At 61.2% G+C, this 19,301-nt stretch carries 19 protein-coding genes; 14 read left to right on the top strand and 5 right to left on the bottom strand.

Annotated features, from left to right (window positions below; translation table 11 throughout):
• Window positions 1-2: 2 nt before the first annotated feature.
• From HALTADL_RS12415 to tpiA, 11 genes are all read left to right on the top strand, one after another.
• Complete coding sequence (locus HALTADL_RS12415) at window positions 3-1,079, top strand: archaeosine biosynthesis radical SAM protein RaSEA (RefSeq protein ID WP_089671054.1); 1,077 nt, start codon at window positions 3-5, stop codon at window positions 1,077-1,079.
• 61 nt (window positions 1,080-1,140) lie between these two features.
• Window positions 1,141-1,878, top strand: a complete 738-nt coding sequence (locus HALTADL_RS12410; protein ID WP_089671053.1) for a fumarylacetoacetate hydrolase family protein — start codon at window positions 1,141-1,143, stop codon at window positions 1,876-1,878.
• A gap of 58 nt (window positions 1,879-1,936) precedes the next feature.
• On the top strand, window positions 1,937-2,929 hold the full coding sequence (locus tag HALTADL_RS12405) for a mechanosensitive ion channel family protein (protein WP_162551725.1): 993 nt from the start codon (window positions 1,937-1,939) through the stop codon (window positions 2,927-2,929).
• Between the two features lie 45 nt (window positions 2,930-2,974).
• The gene (locus HALTADL_RS12400; protein WP_089671051.1) at window positions 2,975-3,163 is read left to right on the top strand and encodes a CbtB domain-containing protein; all 189 of its coding nucleotides are present in this window, start codon (window positions 2,975-2,977) and stop codon (window positions 3,161-3,163) included.
• Between the two features lie 3 nt (window positions 3,164-3,166).
• A complete protein-coding gene (locus HALTADL_RS12395) occupies window positions 3,167-3,889 on the top strand; it encodes a CbtA family protein (protein ID WP_089671050.1) in 723 nt (240 codons plus the stop codon).
• A complete protein-coding gene (locus tag HALTADL_RS12390) occupies window positions 3,886-4,230 on the top strand; it encodes a (2Fe-2S) ferredoxin domain-containing protein (RefSeq protein ID WP_089671049.1) in 345 nt (114 codons plus the stop codon). The genes HALTADL_RS12395 and HALTADL_RS12390 overlap by 4 nt, the downstream gene beginning before the upstream one ends.
• A 66-nt stretch (window positions 4,231-4,296) precedes the next feature.
• A complete protein-coding gene (gene hisC, locus HALTADL_RS12385) occupies window positions 4,297-5,385 on the top strand; it encodes a histidinol-phosphate transaminase (RefSeq protein ID WP_089671048.1) in 1,089 nt (362 codons plus the stop codon).
• 20 nt (window positions 5,386-5,405) lie between these two features.
• Window positions 5,406-5,927: an adenylate kinase family protein gene (locus HALTADL_RS12380; RefSeq protein WP_089671143.1), complete on the top strand. Its 522-nt coding sequence runs from the start codon at window positions 5,406-5,408 to the stop codon at window positions 5,925-5,927.
• Complete coding sequence (locus HALTADL_RS12375; RefSeq protein ID WP_089671047.1) at window positions 5,924-6,526, top strand: CDP-alcohol phosphatidyltransferase family protein; 603 nt, start codon at window positions 5,924-5,926, stop codon at window positions 6,524-6,526. The genes HALTADL_RS12380 and HALTADL_RS12375 overlap by 4 nt, the downstream gene beginning before the upstream one ends.
• Before the next feature lie 45 nt (window positions 6,527-6,571).
• On the top strand, window positions 6,572-7,099 hold the full coding sequence (locus tag HALTADL_RS12370; RefSeq protein WP_089671046.1) for a multiprotein bridging factor aMBF1: 528 nt from the start codon (window positions 6,572-6,574) through the stop codon (window positions 7,097-7,099).
• 124 nt (window positions 7,100-7,223) lie between these two features.
• Window positions 7,224-7,868 carry a triose-phosphate isomerase gene (gene tpiA, locus HALTADL_RS12365; RefSeq protein WP_089671142.1) on the top strand — a complete coding sequence of 215 codons (645 nt, stop codon included), beginning with the start codon at window positions 7,224-7,226 and terminating at the stop codon, window positions 7,866-7,868.
• 30 nt (window positions 7,869-7,898) lie between these two features.
• Here tpiA and HALTADL_RS12360 read toward each other — a convergent pair whose 3' ends face one another.
• On the bottom strand, window positions 7,899-10,037 hold the full coding sequence (locus HALTADL_RS12360) for a helicase HerA domain-containing protein (protein WP_089671045.1): 2,139 nt from the start codon (window positions 10,035-10,037) through the stop codon (window positions 7,899-7,901).
• Between the two features lie 131 nt (window positions 10,038-10,168).
• Here HALTADL_RS12360 and HALTADL_RS12355 point away from each other — a divergent pair, with 131 nt between their 5' ends.
• Complete coding sequence (locus HALTADL_RS12355; RefSeq protein ID WP_089671044.1) at window positions 10,169-10,735, top strand: DUF5658 family protein; 567 nt, start codon at window positions 10,169-10,171, stop codon at window positions 10,733-10,735.
• A 167-nt stretch (window positions 10,736-10,902) separates the two neighbouring features.
• On the opposite strand, the gene malQ is transcribed toward HALTADL_RS12355, so the two are convergent.
• On the bottom strand, window positions 10,903-12,390 hold the full coding sequence (malQ, locus tag HALTADL_RS12350; RefSeq protein WP_089671043.1) for a 4-alpha-glucanotransferase: 1,488 nt from the start codon (window positions 12,388-12,390) through the stop codon (window positions 10,903-10,905).
• A gap of 98 nt (window positions 12,391-12,488) precedes the next feature.
• The gene (locus HALTADL_RS12345; RefSeq protein WP_089671042.1) at window positions 12,489-13,094 is read right to left on the bottom strand and encodes an FAD-dependent oxidoreductase; all 606 of its coding nucleotides are present in this window, start codon (window positions 13,092-13,094) and stop codon (window positions 12,489-12,491) included.
• A 415-nt stretch (window positions 13,095-13,509) separates the two neighbouring features.
• Between HALTADL_RS12345 and HALTADL_RS12340 the strand changes: the two genes are divergently transcribed.
• Window positions 13,510-14,301 carry a helix-turn-helix transcriptional regulator gene (locus HALTADL_RS12340; protein ID WP_089671041.1) on the top strand — a complete coding sequence of 264 codons (792 nt, stop codon included), beginning with the start codon at window positions 13,510-13,512 and terminating at the stop codon, window positions 14,299-14,301.
• An 8-nt stretch (window positions 14,302-14,309) separates the two neighbouring features.
• Here HALTADL_RS12340 and HALTADL_RS12335 read toward each other — a convergent pair whose 3' ends face one another.
• Window positions 14,310-17,396 carry an FAD-binding and (Fe-S)-binding domain-containing protein gene (locus HALTADL_RS12335; protein WP_089671040.1) on the bottom strand — a complete coding sequence of 1,029 codons (3,087 nt, stop codon included), beginning with the start codon at window positions 17,394-17,396 and terminating at the stop codon, window positions 14,310-14,312.
• Between the two features lie 128 nt (window positions 17,397-17,524).
• On the opposite strand from HALTADL_RS12335, the gene HALTADL_RS12330 reads away from it, so the two are divergent.
• Window positions 17,525-17,815 (top strand): PRC-barrel domain-containing protein, encoded by a 291-nt coding sequence (locus tag HALTADL_RS12330; protein WP_089671039.1) that lies wholly within the window; start codon window positions 17,525-17,527, stop codon window positions 17,813-17,815.
• Here HALTADL_RS12330 and HALTADL_RS12325 read toward each other — a convergent pair.
• Window positions 17,812-19,266 carry a DHH family phosphoesterase gene (locus HALTADL_RS12325; protein ID WP_089671038.1) on the bottom strand — a complete coding sequence of 485 codons (1,455 nt, stop codon included), beginning with the start codon at window positions 19,264-19,266 and terminating at the stop codon, window positions 17,812-17,814. The two genes, HALTADL_RS12330 and HALTADL_RS12325, sit on opposite strands and share 4 nt — an antisense overlap.
• Window positions 19,267-19,301 lie beyond the last annotated feature (35 nt).

Genomic DNA, 19,301 nt, shown 5'->3' with positions numbered 1-19,301 from the left:
CAATGAGTAAGCCGAGCCCAGAAGTGTACGAAGACGGGCGCGGGATGGACGCACACAATTCGGTGATGCGTGATATCCGCGGTCTCAAGGAGAAACACTACGACCCACACGAGCCGACCCGCGTCTGGCTCGACGAGGACAACACCCCCAGCGGCGTCTACGACTCGCTGACGATCATCCTCAACACCGGCGGCTGTCGGTGGGCGCGGGCGGGTGGCTGTACGATGTGTGGCTACGTCGCCGAGAGCGTCGAGGGCGGCACTGTCGAGCATTCGGCGCTGATGGACCAGATCCAGGCCTGTCTCGACCACGAGGCCGACAACGCCGACGAACCTGCCGACCTGATCAAGATCTACACCTCCGGTTCGTTCCTCGACGAACGGGAAGTGCCCGCCGAAACCCGGCAGGCCATCGCCGAAACGTTCGGTGACCGCGAGCGGATCGTTCTTGAGTCCTTACCGGACTTCGTCGACCACGGGAAAATCACTGATTTCACCGAGCAGGGACTCGATGTCGACATCGCAGTCGGTCTCGAAACCGCGACCGACAAGATTCGCCACGACTGTGTGAACAAGTACTTCGATTTCTCCGATTTCGAAGACGCCTGCGCGACCGCGAAAGAAGCGGGCGCAGGAGTCAAAGCCTATCTGCTGATGAAACCACCGTTCCTCTCGGAGCGCGAGGCTCGGGACGACATGCTCGCGTCAGTTCGGCGCTGTGCCGACGTCGAGGGCTGTCACACGGTGTCGATGAACCCCTGTAACGTCCAGCAGTTCACGATGGTCAACGAACTGTTCCGCGAGGGCGGCTACCGGCCGCCGTGGCTCTGGTCGGTCGCCGACGTCCTCGAACAGACCGCCGACATCGATGCCATCGTCATCTCCGATCCCGTCGGCCACGGCTCGGATCGTGGCGCACACAACTGCGGGGAGTGCGACGACAAGGTTCAGAAGGCAATCAAGGACTTCGATCTACGACAGGACCCCTCGGTCTTCGAGCAGGTCGACTGTGACTGCAAGCGAACTTGGGAGCTGGTCATCGACGAAGAGACCAGCTACGCGATGCCGCTGGCGCGGTAGCCGGAGCCTACCCAACTCCTCGCTGGTAAACGTTTTTACTCGTTCAACGAATCCCTCCGTTATGAAGTATCTCCGCTTCCGCGACCCGGCTGGCTCGGTTCGACGTGGGACGTTCGATGACGGCACCGTTCAGTTTGGTGACCAGCAGTACGAGGTAAGCGAGGTCGACGTTCTGTCCCCGACCGACCCAACCAAGATCGTCTGTGTGGGGCTCAACTACGCCGACCACGCGGCCGAACGCGATAAGGATGTGCCGGACCGACCGCTGCTGTTTCTCAAAACGCCGAACACGGTCTCGACACACGGCGATACGGTGACTCTGCCAGCAGGCAAACAGCGCGTCGACTGGGAGGCCGAACTCGCGGTCGTGATCGGCGAGCAGTGCCGGAACGTCGCAGTAGAGGAGGCAATGGATGTTGTCGAGGGCTACACTTGTCTCAACGACATCTCGAATCGGGACGACCAAGACACTGAGCAAAACTGGGTCCGCGGCAAGGCCTTCGACAACGCCGCCCCGATGGGGCCGGTCGTGGCGACGCCCGACGAGGTCCCAGACGACGCGACAATCGAACTCCGAGTCAACGGCGAGACGAAACAGGCCTCGTCGATTGACCAATTTTTCTTTTCAGTCCCTGAATTGATCGCCGAAATCACGACCCATCTCACCCTAGAGGCTGGAGATGTGATCTCGACCGGAACGCCTGCAGGGGTTGGTCCGCTGTCGGATGGCGACCACGTCGAGGTCGACATCGAAGGGATCGGCACGCTGGAACACGATGTGCGATCACCCAGTCGGTGAGTATCCGTCGGTAGTCGGCAGCTACGACGCCGGTAGCCGACGCCTACGCCGTTGATAGGTGGACAGTAACCCTGTCTCCCTCGGCGGCAAATCAGTCGACCGTATGATTCGTCTGCTCCAATCTGGACTCGGCCAGTTCATCTCCGAGATGCTCCGACCGAGCATGCCGTGGTTCGTTGCCGTGCTCATTCTCGTCGTGGGCTGGTATGGCGCGAAGTATGTTGCCCGACTGATCCGTCCGCAGTTCGTCAAGCTACTCCAACGTGTGAGTGTCGCAGAGACACTCCTTGGCGTCTTGCGGGCGATTGTGATGGTGCTGGCATTGTTTGCGGTGGCCAATGTCTTCGGGTATGAGCCCGAAAACATCCTGCTGTCGGTCACTGTGTTGACGGCGGCTATCGCCTACATTCTCGCGCCGCTTCTCGGGAGCCTGATCAACGGACTGTTCGTCCTCGTGAATCGACCCTACGAGGTCGGCGACATGATCGAACTCGTCGACACCGACCAGTTAGGGTACGTCAAGGAAATCACGCTTCGGTATACGAAAGTCCACACCCTCGAAAACACGACGCTCGTGATCCCGAACGATAGCATCCACCGCCGGGATGTGATCAACTACAGCGAAGCCGACGAACGCTCGTGGCTTACGCTCGAACTCACCGTCACTTACGAAAGCGATCTCGAAACGGCACTCAGCCGAATCGAACGGGCTGGCCGAACAGTCGACGAGGTAATCGACGGCGGGCCCTCGATCAGACTGGGTGGCAACCGATATCCGGCGGCTCCGACCACCTTTGTTACTGATTTCGGTGATCACGGCGTCGACATCGAACTTCGGTTCTGGGTCTTCGAGCCGTATCATCCGAAACGAGCCCGGTCGAAAGTGTACCGACGTATCAAGACGGAACTCGACGAGACGGACGTTTCGATTGCCTACCCGCGAACCCACCACGTGTTCGACGAAACCAGTGGTCGAGCAGCGGTCTCGGTCGATGGACAGCAGCCATCGTGGGCCGAGCAGTCGACACCGTCCGAACAGCGACCTCGCTGAATCACAAGCTTTACAATCTAATTTTCAGTAAGGCAAGTAGAGTTTATGACTTCCACTGACGACACCGTTGCCGACCGCATCCAGACCGCACGAGCGACCGTGACGCCGATTCAGGCTGCAACACTCCTTACGTTTGCCACCGCGATCACGTTCGCGCTGGTCGTCCTCCAAGAGCCGCTGGCCCACGAGTCGCTGCACAACTTCCGACACGCTGCTGGCGTCGTCTGCCACTGATCGATGATCGACTACCTCAAGCAAGGCGTGCTCGCAGGCGGGGTCGCCGGAGGAGCCTACGGCTTGTTTCTCTCCGTCGTGGCAAACCCACTGATCGAGTCGATCCATGAGCTACAGCACGACCACAGCCATGCCGCGGGCGAATCAACCGCTATTGTCGCCGAGTCGACGACGAATATCGTGAGTGTGGGCGGCGGGTTGCTGTGGGGTATTTTCCTCGGTGGCCTGTTCGCGCTGGCGTTCTTTCTGCTCGAACCCGCCGTCCCCGGTAGGAAGGCGGTCAAACCCTACCTGCTCGCCGGGGTGGGTTTGCTGACTGTTTCGCTGACACCGTGGCTGGTGCTTCCGCCCGCAACTCCCGCCTCCGAACAGCTCTACAGCGTCGACGCCCGGCTGGCCGTCTACGGCGGCCTCGTCCTCGTCGGAGCCGCCATCTCGGTGGCCGCTGTCGAGATCTACCGACGAACCGCTTCCCGACATCGGCTTCTCCGTATAGCTGCTGGGCTGGTCCCCATCGTTGGGACGATCATCCTCCTGCCAGTGCTGACGCCGACCACCGTCAGCCATCCGGGACTGTCGACTGATCTCGTCGTAGCCTTTCAGGCGATGGTCGCCGTCGGGCAGGCAGGTATCTGGCTGCTGATCGCGGCGACGTTCAGTTGGCTCCAGCGACGGGATGCCGCCGCCATCTCTCAGTCGACCGAGCCAACCCCGGAGTCAGCATGAAACACCGAACCGACGAACACAGAGAGCGACTCGATTCCCACGTGTTCGTCTGTACACAAGAGCGAGACTCCGGGTACGCTTGCTGTGCTGAGGCTGGCGGCGAGGAAACGTTCACAGCCGTCAAATCGTGGCTTCGAGACCGGGATGCGTTCTGGTCGACCGTCTCGGTCACCGAAACGGACTGTCTCGGCCTCTGTAGCGAGGGGGGAACCGCGATTTCGATCCAGCCACGCAACGAGTGGTATTCCGATGTCCAGCCGGAGGATGTCCCCGACCTGCTCGAATCGGAGTTTGGGCCGGATGCAGAGCGTGTCAGTGTTGAGGCCGACACTTCGACCTAACCCCTCACACACGCGCCCACAGGTTGTGTAAGCACGTTTAAGGGCGGGGGTCTGCTTCCAACGACTATGCAACCACGGGATCTCTCCGCGACCAGCCCGTACGTGCCGGGCCGGGGGATCGAGGAGGTCGCTCGTGACCTCGGACTCGATCCAGACGAGTTGATCAAACTCTCGTCGAACGAAAACCCTCACGGCACCAGTCCGAAGGCCGTCGACGCCGTCACGACACGCGCCAATGAGGGCCTCCACGTCTACCCGAAAGCCGCCCACACTGATCTCACCGAAAAACTGGCCGATAAGTGGGACCTCTCCGCAAATCAGATCTGGGTCACACCGGGTGCCGACGGCGCAATCGACTACCTCTCGCGAGCGATGCTCGAACCCGGCGACTCCGTTCTCGTCCCCTCGCCCGGTTTCTCCTACTACTCGATGAGCGCTCGCCACCACCACGGCGAGGTCGCCGAGTACGACCTCTCGAAGGACGGCGCGTTCCAACAGACTGCCGACATCGTCCTTGATGCCTACGACGGCGAGCGAATCGTCCATCTCACCTCGCCGCACAACCCGACCGGCACCGAATGGAGCCGCGAGGAGATCACGACGCTCCTCAACGCAGTCGACGACCAGACGCTGGTCGTCGTCGATGAGGCCTACGGTGAGTACTCCGACCGACCCAGCAGCATCGGTCTCCTCTCGGAGTTCGAAAACCTCGCGGTCCTCCGGACGTTCTCGAAAGCCTACGGGCTGGCTGGACTCCGGATCGGCTACGCGGCTGTACCCGAGGCTTGGGCCGACGCCTACGCCCGCGTCAACACGCCGTTTGCGGCCAACGAACTCGCCTACCGGGCCGGACTCGCTGCTCTCGATGACGACGACCACGTCGACCACTCGGTCGAGACCGCAAAGTGGGCACGCGAGTACATGTACGAGAACCTCGATGCGCCGACCTTCGAGAGCGCGGGGAATTTTGTCTTGGTCGACGTTGGCGACGCAAGCCGTGTCGCAGAACGGAGCCAAGAGGAAGGCGTCATCATCCGGGACTGCAGTAGCTTCGGCCTTCCCGGCTGTGTCCGCATCTCCTGTGGCACCCGCGAGGAGACGAAGACGGCCGTCGAGACGATCAACGGAATTCTGGCAGAGGTGGCTCCGACATGAGCGATGATCAGTCGGAGCCGCTGAAGATTGCGGTGACTGGAACGCCCGGCACCGGCAAAACGACGGCCACGGAGCTACTGGCCGAGCGTGGCGTCGACATCCCCGTCATCCATCTCAACGACGAAATCAAGGAGTACGATCTGTGGAGCGAGCGGGACGTCGACCGTGATGACTCCCTAATAACAGATATCGAGGCCGTCAAAAATCACCTCGGCGACTGGGATGGACTCCTCGAATCCCATCTCGCCCATCATTTCGATGTCGACCGTGTGATCGTGCTTCGCTGTGAGCCATCCGTGCTTGAAGATCGGCTCAGCGAACGCGGTGACTCCGAGCAAAAGGCCAAAGAAAACGCCGAAAGCGAGGCGCTTGATGTCGTACTCTCAGAGGCTGTCGACCAGCACGGTCAGGACGCCGTCTACGAGATCGACACCACTGGCCGCGATCCAGAGGCAGTCGCCGACGAGATCGTGGCCGTAATCGACGGTGATCGGTCGCCCAGTGCGGGCAACGTCGACTTCACGGGGTATCTTCTGCCATGACACTCGATAAGTTCCGCCCGGTGGCCGAACGCATGTTGACACCGTTTGTGACCGCAGCCGACAGCCTCGGGCTGTCGCCCAACAGCGTGAGCGTGCTCTCGCTCGGCGTCGCGGGGGCGGCTGCGGCGGCCTTTGTCGCCGGAACCCCGCAGTGGTACGCGGTGGGTGGCCTCCTCGTGTTGCTCAATGGGTGGTTAGATCTGGTCGACGGCGCACTCGCCCGCAAGCAGGGGATCGCCTCCGACGGCGGCGACCTGCTCGATCACGTGATCGACCGCTATGCTGACCTGATTATTATCGGTGGACTGGCAGCGGGTGTCGACAACTTCGCGCTCGGATTCCTCGCGGTGACGGGCGTGCTGATGACATCGTATCTCGGCACCCAGATACAGGCAGTCGGCCTTGGTCGGGCCTACGGCGGGCTTGTCGGTCGGGCAGACCGACTCGTGTTGATTACGGTCGCTGGGCTCGTTGCCGCGGTGTACACCGTGCCGATTGTCGCTGGCTACGGTGTGATCGAACTGCTGCTCGTCTTTTTCGCCGTGGTTGGCCATCTGACTGCGCTCCAACGGTTCTGGGGCGCATGGGGCGACCTGTAGGCCCGCGGCGCATGCTTTATACAGGGTCGCACGTTACCGATGAGTATGCCCCAATGTGAGATGTGTGGTGCCAACGAGTCGTCTCTTACCACCACCAAAGTCGAGGGTGCGGAACTGGACCTCTGCGAGAACTGCGAAGGGTTCGGGACCGCCGTCGAAACCCAGACCTCCTCTTCGAGTACCAGCAAGTACTCCACCTCATCGAGTAGTGGGACCTCGAACTCCTCGGGCGGGAGCTCCGGTAGTGGCGGCTCCAGCGGGTCGACGCGGCGCAAAAAGGACATGTTCGACGACATGGACGAACTCGCCGCCGACTACGACGACCGCATCCGCAACGGTAGAGAATCAATCGACCTCACCCAAGAGGAACTCGCCAACCAACTCAACGAGAAGGCGAGTCTCATCCGGAAACTCGAACGCGGCGACATCCTCCCGAGCGATGACGTCAAGGCAAAACTCGAAAAGAAACTCGACATCACTCTGACAGAGGGTGCCGATGTCGAAGACACCGAGTGGTCCAGCGGCTCCGGCCAGTCGATGACCCTCGGTGACGTCGTCGAGCGCAAAGACTGAGCCATCGTCGACGCGGTTGTTTCTGCAAACCATTTCTGTGGAGTCGACATAGATGTGGCAAATTCTGTCACAGTCTGTTGCCTGAAAGATGAACCTATTTGACGGGGGCGACACGTTATGTGGTATGTTCATCTTAGTGAACCTCAAGGCGTATCCGTGTGATCCAATTGCCGTCGCCAAAGCCGCCAAGGAAGTCGCCGACGAGTCCGGCGTCCGTATCGCCGTCTCGCCGCAGGCCTCCCAGATCAGCGCGGTCGCCGACACCGGCGTCGAAACGTGGGCCCAGCACGTCTCGCCAAACCAGTACGGCAGTTTCACCGGGAGCACGCTCGCCGAGGCCGCCGCCGACGCCGGTGCGGTCGGTACGCTGATCAACCACTCGGAGAACCGCCGCAAACTCGCCGACATCGACGCCTCGGTCCGCGCGGCCGAACGCGCCGATCTCGAAACCTGTGTCTGTGCGAACAACCCCCGACAGACCGCCGCCGCAGCCGCACTCGGTCCTGACTCGGTCGCTGTCGAGCCGCCGGAGCTCATCGGTGGCGACGTCTCGGTTGCCTCCGGCGATCCCGACATCGTCACTGACGCCGTCGCAGCCGCTCAAGAGGTCGACGAGTCGGTCGACGTCTACTGTGGTGCCGGTGTGTCGACTGGCGAAGACGTAACCGCAGCCCAAGAACTCGGCGCGGAAGGGATCCTGCTGGCCAGCGGTGTCGCCAAAGCCGACGATCCGAAAGAGGCACTCGAAGACCTCGTCTCGGACCTCTAAATAGGATCGTCGCGGTCCGTGCTACTCGTTTTATAGGTCGAATCCGAACCCCAAGTCGTCGCTGTCGTCAGTATCGGCCGCTGAGCCGTCAGTATCCGCAGTAGTGACCGCCGATTCGTCGGCGTCGACAGTCTCGTCATCGCGCGGATCGGGGACTGACTCGCGGAACACGGATTCGATGGATTGGACCATCGCCGCAACCTCCTCGTCGTCGAGTTGGTTGGCGTAGGCCTCACGGATCAGCTCCGGCACTGCGTAGGCATAGCGCCCGCGACCGGTGTGGCGGATCAGCTGGGCCTGTCGAAGCGGTCGGTTCCGGCTGTAGGCCAGCTGTTGGTTGTCGTCGCCGCCAGCTGCGTTGTGTGCTGCGAGCGGCTTGCTACTGCCTACCTCTCGGTAATGTCTGAGCATTCCAATCGAGAGCTCCGGAAGCCCCGCGATCCGTTCTTGGAGTTCGTCGACCACCGCATCCCGGGTGCCGAGTTCGACCGCCTCGGCGAACTGCATCGCCTCTTCGGCGATTTCCTTGCGTGTGACGGTGCCGAACTTCGAGTCACTGGCTGCCTGTTTTCGCTCGGCGTCAGTCGGGCCGCTCACTTGGTTCGGGTCGACCGGCGAGGGGTCGACGGGTGCGGATTCACCGGCCGTGCCGTCGAACGCCGACTCCTCGGCCGAGAAATCGAACGTCGATCCGTCGGTCGAATCGAACGCCGAGGTGTTGAGCGCCTCGATTGGGTCGGTCGGGATCTTCTCGGAGTCAACTGTCTCGTTGGGGGCGTCGGTCTCGTTGGGAGCGTCAGTCTCGTCGGTTTCGTCAGTCTCGTCAGTCGCTGTCGACGCCTCAGTGCTGGCTCCCAGCGCAGCCATCGGATCGTCGACCGACTGCTCGTCGGCTGTCGGCTCCGACGGTGTCGGCTGGGATGGTCCCTCGGCATCCTCACGGCTGGGTTCGGCCTCGGATATCAGCGGATCGAAGCCCGGATCGCCGGCTGGCGTCTGGCCAGTGGGAGTCGGACCATCGCTGTTGTTGGTCGACTGTTCGGGATGGTAATCCTCGATATCAGCCTGTTCGGCCGGTCGATTGAAGTTTCGTCCCTGCCCACCACGGTGAGGGGCCTCCGAGCGCTGGAGGAGCGCCTGAGCGAACTGGTCGGCCATCTGGCTCAGATCTCGTGCCTCCTCGAGCTCGTCTTCGAGCTGTTGGATCTTGGCCTCCTTTTTGTCTAATTCTTGCTGGAGATCCGCGATTTCGCTCTCGCGGCGTTCCTTCTCGTCGGAGATATCGGTGAGTTCCGAAACCAGATCACCGCTGACGGATTTGAGTTCGGGTCGCTCGAAGTCTTCGAGCCCGGGAGTCGCTCCCGCATCGAACGTTCGCTTACGGTGGAACTGGACACGCTGGATATCGGTCGCCCAGTCGGCCACCAGAAAGCCCTCGCCGTCGCCCATCTCCTCGATGGCGTCGGCGTACTCCGAGCCCAAAATTCGGCCGACGACTTTCGTATCGTTCCGCCACGTCAGTCGGTGCCAGACGAGCCAATCACATTGCGTGATGAAATCCTTCTTTACGTCTGCTGGGCGCTGACTGATCCCGACGATTCCCAGACCGTGTTTCCGCCCCCGCTTGCCGATCTTGATCAGCATCTTACCGGCTTCGCCCATCCCGCTTTGCTCGGGGATGTACTCGTGGCACTCCTCGATGACGACCAAGAAAGGTTTTTTGAGTTTTTTCTCCTTGGCGAAGAGGTGTCGCGTCGTCTCTAAGACCAGTTGGTCGGCGTCATCATCGTCCAAATAGCCCGAGACATCGAGGATGATCGGGATGTTCTCTTCGAGGGCAAGGGAAGCTATTTTTTCGGCATGATCGGCGGTGACTTGGATATCGCATTCGTCGTCCGCGCCGACATGGAGGACTTCGTACTCTTCTTTGAGGCCGTAGTACTCGCCGTCGCTGTCGACGATCAGCACGGGAAAGTTGTTGTCCAGCAGATTCTCCAACATCACCGAGACCGTGTTGGATTTACCGCTACCGCTTTTGCCGGTGACAAAGCCGCGGCCGGTTAGGATGTCGACGACTGGGAGGTCGACCGGGGTTCCGGCGGGGGTATCTGCGGCGCCACCCGGTCCTGCGCTGACGTCAGCGACCGTAATCGTTTCTTCGTCACTCATTCAGTTGACTGAGTTACTCGGCTGAGCACACATAGTTCCTCCTGTCGACTAGTCGCCTACCTGAACTGTTGTGCTGAACAGTCGAGCCAACGGCCAATAGGAGTTACCCAGCGCTGGTCGAACGCGGTGGTGTGGCTGACCGAGCGAGCGTCGACACGCGTTTCGGCGGCCGGTTGTCAAAAGGCGTATCGAGCGACTGGATACGGCTCGCAGCCCTCGCGGGGATCTGTCTCGACGGGCTGACGACGTGGGTCGTCCTCGGGACCGTCAGCTACCAAGAACTCAACCCTATTATAAACGGACTCTGGGACGGCCATCCGTTGTTCGTCGTCGGCTACTTTGGTGGCTTTGGACTTGCCGTCTCGGCGTCGACACGCCGTCACAGTCGGCTGTCGACGGCGGTGTCGACCTACGTAATCGTCGTGATGGGTGTCTTCGGCGGCCTCAACAATCTTGCGTTGTTGGTCGTCGGTCCACCCACACTGCTCGACTTACTGGTAGCCACGGGTGGCATATCGGGAGCCATAGCCATCCAAGTGGTTGTTCCAGCCTGTGGGCTAATCGCTGCCATTGGCGTCGCTCGCCTCCGCCATGACCCGCTCTCGTGGCTCAAGACCGTTGTCATCATGATTGCGGCAGTTGTCTATCTCGTCATCCTCAGTTGGGTTCCCCATCTATTCGGCATCAGTGGTCCGTAAACTATCGAGACCAACACACATGTGAGTTGTTGCGTGTTACCGACATCGTCGAGCGAATCCATGACGACTGTTCCAGCGATAGTTTTCTACCGGTCGACGCCGACTTGTAATCGATGCCAACAGCCTACGTTACAGCCCCCAAATCGGCGGCCGCCGGAACGAACTGATTATCGAATTTCGATAGCAGTCATCGTCCCGAGTTTCTTTGCGATTCTCTCGTCGAGTCCTTCGCTGGTGACGCGCCACGTCCAGTTGCCGTCGAGCGTTCCCGGCGTGTTGAACCGAGCGTGACTGTCGAGACCGAGCAAGTCCTGCATCGTGGTAAACGCGAGGACCGCGTCGGATCGCCAGACAGCCTCGATCATCGACCAGTTGATCTCGCTGCCGTCGACGCCCAGATTGTACTGCAAACAGTCCCGCTGGCGCTCCGAGAGGGTCTGATAGTAGCCGTCGAAGGTGTCGGTGTCGTGGGTCGACGTATAGCCCACTGAGTTCTTGGGATAGTTCATCGGCTGGTGTTCGTTGCCACCCTGACACCAGTCGGCGTACTGCGGCACTCGCATGCCGGGGAAGTCGAACCGATCCATCAGCGCCTGTAGCTCCGCATCCGGGAACCCCAGATCCTCCGCAATGAACGGCAGCTCGCCGAGTTGCGCCTCGATTGCCTCGAAAAAGGCGGCCCCCGGCCCATCCCGCCACTCACCCTCTGCGGCCGAGTCGGCCTCGGTTGGGATGGCCCAGTACTCGAGGAAGCCCTGGAAGTGATCGAGGCGAGTAATGTCGACCTGCTCGAACAGTCGACCGAGGCGTCGACCCCACCAGTCGTAGTCGTTGTCGGCGAGCGTTTCCCAATCATACAGCGGATTGCCCCACTTCTGACCGGAGTCGCCAGCGTTTGGCGGGACACCCGCGACCGCCGTCGGTCGGTTCTGGTCGTCCAACTGGAACGCCTCGGGGCTCGACCACACGTCGGCGCTGTCGAGACCGACATAGATCGGCACGTCGCCGACGAGTTTGATCCCTTTCTCCTCAGCATCGGCTTTGAAGGCTTGCCACTGTTTATCGAACCAGTACTGGATCAGCGTCTGGTACTCGATTTCCTCGCTGAGTTCCTCGCGGGCCTCGCTCAGGGCGTCTGGATCGCGGGTCCGGATCGGTTCGGGCCAGTCGACCCACGCCACGCCGTCGTGTTTCTGTTTGAGCGCGCGGAACAGCGCATAGTCGTCGACCCACGACTCCTCATCGCGGAACTCGTCGAGGGCCGCGTAGTCGTCGTCGGTTGCGGTCTCGCGGAACTGCTCGTGGGCGGTCCGGAGTTGGTTGCGTTTGTAGTCGCCGACCGCCTCGTAGTCGACCGAATGCTCGTCGAAGTCGGGGACTGGCTGGAGGTCCTCATCGGTCAGCCAGCCGTCGTCGACCAGTCGGTCGAGGCTGATCAGCAGTGGGTTACCAGCGAACGCCGAAAACGACTGGTACGGCGAGTTGCCGTGGGCCGAGGAGGTCGGTCCCAGTGGGCAGAACTGCCAGCAGGCCTGTTCTGCCTGTTGGAGGAACGAAAGGAACTCGCGTGCGCCGTCGCCGAGGTCGCCGATCCCGTGTGGGCCCGGCAGTGAGGTAAGGTGGAGGAACACACCACTCTGTCTATCGAAGTCCATATCTACCCTCTCGGTGGCCCTACTGTCAAACGTTGCGGTATTTTTCGTTCACAAAACAGTTGCTGGCTGTCGACGCTACGCTGACGCTACGCCGAGTCTCAGGCCTCGTCGCTCATCCCACCGAAGACGCTATCGGCGTCGGCTGGAACGTCGAAGTCGTGGTAGTGTTCGCCCTTGATGTCCGAAAGAATATTCAGGGCTGCGGCCGCGCCGTCGCCCGAGGAGATGACTGCCTGCCACTCCTCGGCCCGAACCATCGCACCGGTCGCGTACACGTTTTCGACGCTGGTCTGCATCGAGAGGTCGACGTCTACGACGTCATCGTCGGTAAATTCACAGCCGACCGATTCGGCGAGGTCGCGATTCGCACCGGTTGCGAGGACGACATAGTCGGACTCGTACTCGCCGTCGTCAGTCTCAAGAACGAATCCATCGTCGGCATCGCTGATCGTTTCGACGGCTTCACCCTGATGTCGCTCGACGCCGAAGCTGTCGACCTGATTCCGAGCGGTCTCCATGAACGCCGAGCCGTCTTGGGAGCCAACGCCGAGGTAGTTGAACAGGTGGGCCTTGTGCATCCACGTCCCGTCGAGATCGAAGACACGGGTTTCGAGCCCGTTTTTCTGGGTAAAAAGCGCCGCACTTAGTCCGGCCGGACCGCCACCAACGATACTTACTGTCGACGTCTGGGATTGCTCGCTCATCGTCGTCTACCTGTTTGATAGCAACCACAATAAGAGGTCGTGTTACCCCCTCGTCGACTGGTGAGAGTATGCAGTGGTCGTCACTCGAAGGGAGTAAACTGAAACGTCTCCCCGGCCACCGAATGGTAGCCGGGCGGACGCAGAACCGAACCGACCCGGGCAAAGTCGGCCGGTCGATGCCTGATGGTCCGGGCAAAGGCCATCAAGCGGATGATCAGCCGTCCGGGCAAGGCGGCCAATCACGTTGCCGGTTTGTCAGAGGCACCCCGGCGTCTATACTACCGGCGGGTTTCATCTTTACCTCACTGCTTGACCAGGCTCGTCAGCCGACGACCAACCTTTATATATTTGCTGGTTGTTTATATACATATGTCAGTAATATCTCCTGTTACTTCCGCTGGAGGCTGAGAGTCGGATGGAACACCGTGATACGGCCGGAGCGATTTCGCTGGTCACCAAGCGTGAGCCGATCCTCCGTGCGGTCGGAACCGATGGGGTCGGCAAGCGCGAACTCGTCGACCAGTTAGTGGTTTCTCGGTCGACCGTCGACCGTGGGATTCGGGAGCTAGAATCGGCGGGCCTGCTCGCCCGGTCGACCGAAGGGTATCAGCGTACGCTGCTTGGGGAGCTTCTACTCGCCGAGTACGACCGGTTTGCGTCGACGGCCGGGACGCTGCTCAACGGGCGGGAACTACTGGCCGAACTCCCGCCGGACTTCGAGCTCGATCCCGTGGTGTTCGAGGATGCCACCATCGTCACTGCCAGCCAGCACGCGCCCCAGCAGCCGATTTCGGCGCTCTGCTCGGTGCTTGACGAGGGGCGATGGACACAGACCGTCCTCCCGGCAGTGTTTCCACAGGTGATCGATCAGTGGGTCGCGCTCTGTGACGAGGAGATGGCCCGAGCCGATATCGTACTGACTGATCCAGTAGCCTCGACGCTCGTCGGCTCTCACACCGAGTCGCTCCAACAGCTGCTCGATGAGTCGCGTGTCGCTCTCCATCAGGTCGAGACGACGCCAGCATACGGTCTGGTCGTCGCCGAAACGGAGTCGACTGCCACCGCGGGACTCGTCGTCCTCGACGACCGCGGTGGGGCACGTGCCTTTATCGAAACCGAGAGCGACGAGGCCATCTCGTGGGTCCGCGATGCGATCAACGACCATCTGATGCAGTCGACACCGCTGTCGACGCCGTCACCGGAATAACAGAGAAGTTAGTCGAGTGCTGCCTCGACTTTCTCGATTGGATGTGGCGGTTCGGCGACCTCGCCATCCCGGTCACCGAGTTGGGTCCGACAGGAGGCTCCGGGCGCGACGACGGTTTCGCCCTCGCTGTCGTCGACTTGGTCGAACAGAATCCGGCCAATCGCCTGACTCATCGAGTAGTGTTCGGCCTCGTAGCCGAAGGCACCAGCCATGCCACAACAGCCCGAATCGAGGGGGTCGACGCTGTAGCCCGCCCGCCGGAGGACGCCGACGGCGTGGTGATCTTTCGTCGTGGCTTTCTGGTGGCAGTGGCCGTGGTAGGTCAGCGATTCGCCGGTTTCGGGGTCCTCACGGAACCAGAGCCGTCTGTCGATGTCGAATGTGTCGAGATACTCCATAATGCCGTAGCTGTTGGCGGCGACTGTTTCAACAGCCTCACCGGACAGCAGATCGAGATAGTCCGACTGGAACATCACGGCATCGGATGGTTCGACCACGACCACGTCCCATCCTTCGTCGATTTTTGGGGCGAGCGCGTCGACGTTCTGCTGTGCGGTCTCACGGGCTTTGTCGATGAACCCTTTCGAGTAGGGTGGTCGACCGCTGCCGCCGAGGCCCGTGGGAATCGTGACGTGGACGCCGGCGGCTTCGAGCACGCGGACTGCGGCTTGTCCAGCCTCGGGATGGTTGTAGTTAGTGTAGGTATCCGGGAACAGGATCGCGGTGTGGTTGGCCTCCTCCTGTGGAACGGTCGACCCACCGCGGGCATCGAACCAGTCTTCGAGGCTTTCGTAGCGGAACGTTGGTAGGCTCCTCTCTTTGGCGATGCCGACCGTCTTTTCCATGAGCGTCCGGACGCCCGGAATCTTTCTGGTCGCATTGGCCACCGGCGCGACCAGACTACCGAGCGACGACAGCGACTCGATGTTGGCAAACAGCTTGTCCCGAACTGAAGAGCCGTGTCGCTGGTGATACTCGTGGGTGGCTTCGACTTTGAGTTTCGCCATGTCGACGCCGCTCGGACAGTCCTTCTTGCAGCCCTTGCAGCCGATACAGAGATCCAAGACCTCGGTGACGAACTCGTCGCTGAAGGCTTCGTCTTCGGGCAAGTCACCACTCATCGCCTGCCGGAGCATGTTCGCTCGCCCCCGGGTCGACGTGATTTCCTCGTCGGCCGCCCGAAACGTCGGGCACATCACGCCGCCGGTGAGGTCCTGACTGCCGCGACAGCCGCCGCAGCCGTGGCAGAGTTCGGCCATTCCCTGAAACCCGTTTTCGTTGTCCCACTCCAGTTTGGAGTCGAAGCCGGCATCAAACTCGTAGGCCGGATCGAACCGCAAATTTTCGGTCATCGAGACGTCGCCACAGATGTTGCCCGGATTCAGCAGCCAGTCGGGGTCGAAGGCGGTTTTTAAATCGCGGAACACCGACCAGAGATGGTCGCCGTACAGCTTTCGGTTCCACTGAGTGCGGGCACGGCCGTCGCCGTGTTCGCCCGACACGGAGCCGCCGTACTGGACGACGAGATCGGTCACCTCGTCAGCGATCTGCTCGAACGTCTCAACGCCGTCGACGGTTTTCGTATTCACCAGTGGCCGGATATGGAGGACGCCCGGCCCCGCGTGGGCGTAGTAGCTGGCGAAGGTGTCATGCTCGTCTAAGATCTCCTGAAAGTCACCGACGAAAGCAGGCAGGTTCTCAGCCGGAATCGCGGTGTCCTCGATGTAGGCGATGTGTTTGGCGTCGCTCGTTCGAGAGAGCAAAATCGGCAGCCCGGATTTCCGCATTTTCCAGAATTTCGCCTTCGTCTCCTCGTCGTAGGCCTCCATCGCCGTCCGCGCGGTCGGCGCGTCGACAGTCAACTCGGCCGCGCCAGCAGTGGGGTCGACCTCGCTCGTTGCGTCGGGAACCCGATCAGCGATCAGATCCGCGACCTGCTGTTTGCCATCCGCCGTGCTGTCGGCGTAGAACTCGACCAAGAGGACCGAATCGGTGCCCTCCGGCAGCAGGTCGACGACCGGCCCGAACTCCTCGGTTTCGCGGGCCAGATCCAGCAGGACGTCATCCATCACCTCGACTGCGGCGGGGTTGTGGTCGAGGATTGGGTCGACGTCTCGGACGGCGTCGAGCACGTCATCATACGTGAGCAGGGCGACCGCGGTCGTCTCCGGAATCGGCTCTAAGGAGACAGTCGCCTCGGTGATGATCGCGAGCGTTCCCTCACTGCCAGCCAACAGCCGGGCGAGATTGACCGTCCACGGTCTCGACGTTGGGTCCGGCCCTGACTGGTCGGGAAGTTGGAGTTCTCCGCGGGCGTCGTCGACCAACATATCCAGATTGTAGCCCGAGACGTTCCGTTTCAGGTCGGGATACCTGGCATCGATCTCGTCGACATCCTCGTGGAGAATAGTTTGTACTTCGGCGTAGATTCGGGGAAGTGGCTCGTCAGCGTCGGCGTCAGCCTCCTTCATGATCGTTCTGATGTCGATCTCGCCGAACCGCGTGACCGTGCCATCGGCGAGGACGGCCTCGACTTCTTCGATGTAGTAGTCCGTTTTGCCGTATTTCAGCGAGTGCGCGCCGGTCGAGTTATTGCCGATTGCGCCGCCAAGCACGCTTTTGTCGCCCCACGCCGGGTCTGGCGCGAATTTGAGATCGTGGGGGCGGAGTTCGGCGTTGAGCTCGCCGAGGATCGTTCCGGCTTCGGCGGTCGCGGTTTCGGCCGCGGGGTCGACCGCAACGATGTCGTCCATATATTTGCTAAAGTCGAGGACGACCGCCGTGTTGACCGTCTGGCCCGCGAGGCTGGTGCCGCCGCCGCGCGGGAGGACTGGAATCTCGTTGTCGGCGCAGTAGGCCATGACTGCGGCGACATCATCGGTCGACGTTGGCATGACGACGCCGATGGGCGTTACTTCATAGGCCGAGGCGTCAGTTGCGTACAGCTGTCGCGAGTAGCTATCGAAGCGTACGTCACCGTCGACGAGGGCGTCGAGTGCGTCCCGCAGCTCCGGGTCGTCGACGTCGTCGCTCGTGTAATCGTAGTCGCCAGCGACCGAGGGATCGGCTGGCGGTCCCGCTGTCGGTGCTGCCATTGGCCGTGATATAGGCTGGGAGTATAAAATCCCACCGACCGTCGGGTCGTCGACCACTGCTGTGTGCCTGTCAGACGGACGGCTTTCAATCACGAAAACTTAATATCAGCACACACAACCGTCACCCCATGGACGGGACCCCACAGGAGATCACGAGCCTCGTCGGACGCGAAGTATACTCGAACAACGGTGTCTTTGTCGGTGAAGTCGAAGACGTGCGCCTCAATCTGGACCAAGAGGCCGTCACCGGGTTGGCGGTCGGCGAACTCAACGCCGAACTGTTTTCCGAGACAGTTTCTCCCGGTGAGGGCGTCATCATCCCCTATCGATGGGTTCGCGCGGTCGGTGACGTGATCCTCATCAACGACGTGATCGAGCGTCTCAAGCAACCCGAAGACGTCGAAGAAGCCGTCGTCTAGGAGCCGTTCGTACTTTCGCCGCCTTCCACACCCATCGCCTCAAAGAGCTTTCTGCGGACTGCCTCTTCGGTCAACTGCAGCAGCGTATCGCGGTTGTCCTCGCTGGCTTCAATGCCGGTGAAGATGCCGAGCGGCACCTCGACGCTGCCCTGTTTCGAGTGACCGACGACCTCGCCGATGCCGTCGAACCCGTTTTTCAGGACGCTGCCGATATCGATCCGGATATCTTTCGATTGGGCGGCGACGATGATCTCGTTGTCGACAATCCCGAACACCGCGCTCGTCGTAATACCTTCCAGATCAAGCAGGTATTGGGCGGCCTGTTCGAGGGCATCTCGGTCCCGAATGAAGCCCGCACTCGAAAACAGATGGCTCCCCTGAACCTCGCGGTTCTGAATCGCTTCGGCCAGCACGTCGAGAGTTTCGGGCGACATCGAGGGCGACTCGACCTGTTCGAGCGTGTCGTGGTTGGCAAACGGATGGAGATACGCCGCCGCCGTGAGATCGGCGGGCGTCGTATCCCGTTTGAAGTCCAGCGTTTCGGCCCGAATCCCATACAGCAGGGCGGTGGCGACCGTCTCACTCGGCGAAAGGTCGAACTCTTGGAGGTATTTGGTGAGGATGGTCGACGTCGAGGAGACGTTGGTTCGAATGTCGACGAACTCGGTTTCGAGATCCTCGTCGGGCTCGTAGTGGTCGATGAGGATATCGATATCCAACTCGACGCTTCGGTCGCCGGATTTCATGTTGTCGACTAAGGCGAGTCGGTCGTACTCGTCGAGATCCGGGGCCTCCTCGCGGGCCAGCAGTTCGATCCCCAGCAGGTTGACGAACGCGCGGTTCTCTTGGTGGCCGATATCACCATCGTAGAGGATGTCGGCCTCGATGCCGAACTCCGCGGCAATCGACTGGAGGGCGGTCGCGCTGGCAATCGAGTCGGGGTCGGGGTTGTCTTGGGTGAGGATAGCGAGTCGACCGGAGGTCGCTTCGAGGATGTCAGCGAGCTGTCGGGCCTTGTACTGGAGTTCGCCGGCTTCGAGGCTCCGCAGGGCGGATTCGGCGATGACCGTCGACGGGTTGACGACGACATCCGAGCCGAGGTTGCGGAGCTCTTCTTCGGTGACGGGATCGGAAGCGCGGACGACGATATACTGGTTGCTGCCGCGGTTGCGGATCGCTGAGACGGCGGCCTTGCTGGCCTCGACGTCCGAGGCGAGCACGAGGATAATATCCCGGTCGGCGACCACGTCGGCCACCTCCGGCTCGCTGATGTCCTGCAACTTGGCGTTGAGGTCCTGATCGCGCAGGGCCTCGACGCGGCTTTCGTCTTTATCGAGGATGAGAACGTCGTTGCCCTCCTCGGCCAACTCTTCGGCGACTGCGTGGCCGACGCTCCCACAGCCGAGAATCGCATAGGTAGATCGTGATGAACCGATAGCGCCAGCGCTCATTCGTGTTGAATCCCGTACGGGTGGCACTTAACGCC

Source organism: Halohasta litchfieldiae (assembly GCF_002788215.1).
Classification (GTDB): Archaea; Halobacteriota; Halobacteria; order Halobacteriales; family Haloferacaceae; genus Halohasta; species Halohasta litchfieldiae.
The sequence above is the reverse complement of the archived record's forward strand: the minus strand, read 5'-3'. Positions and strand labels throughout refer to the sequence as shown.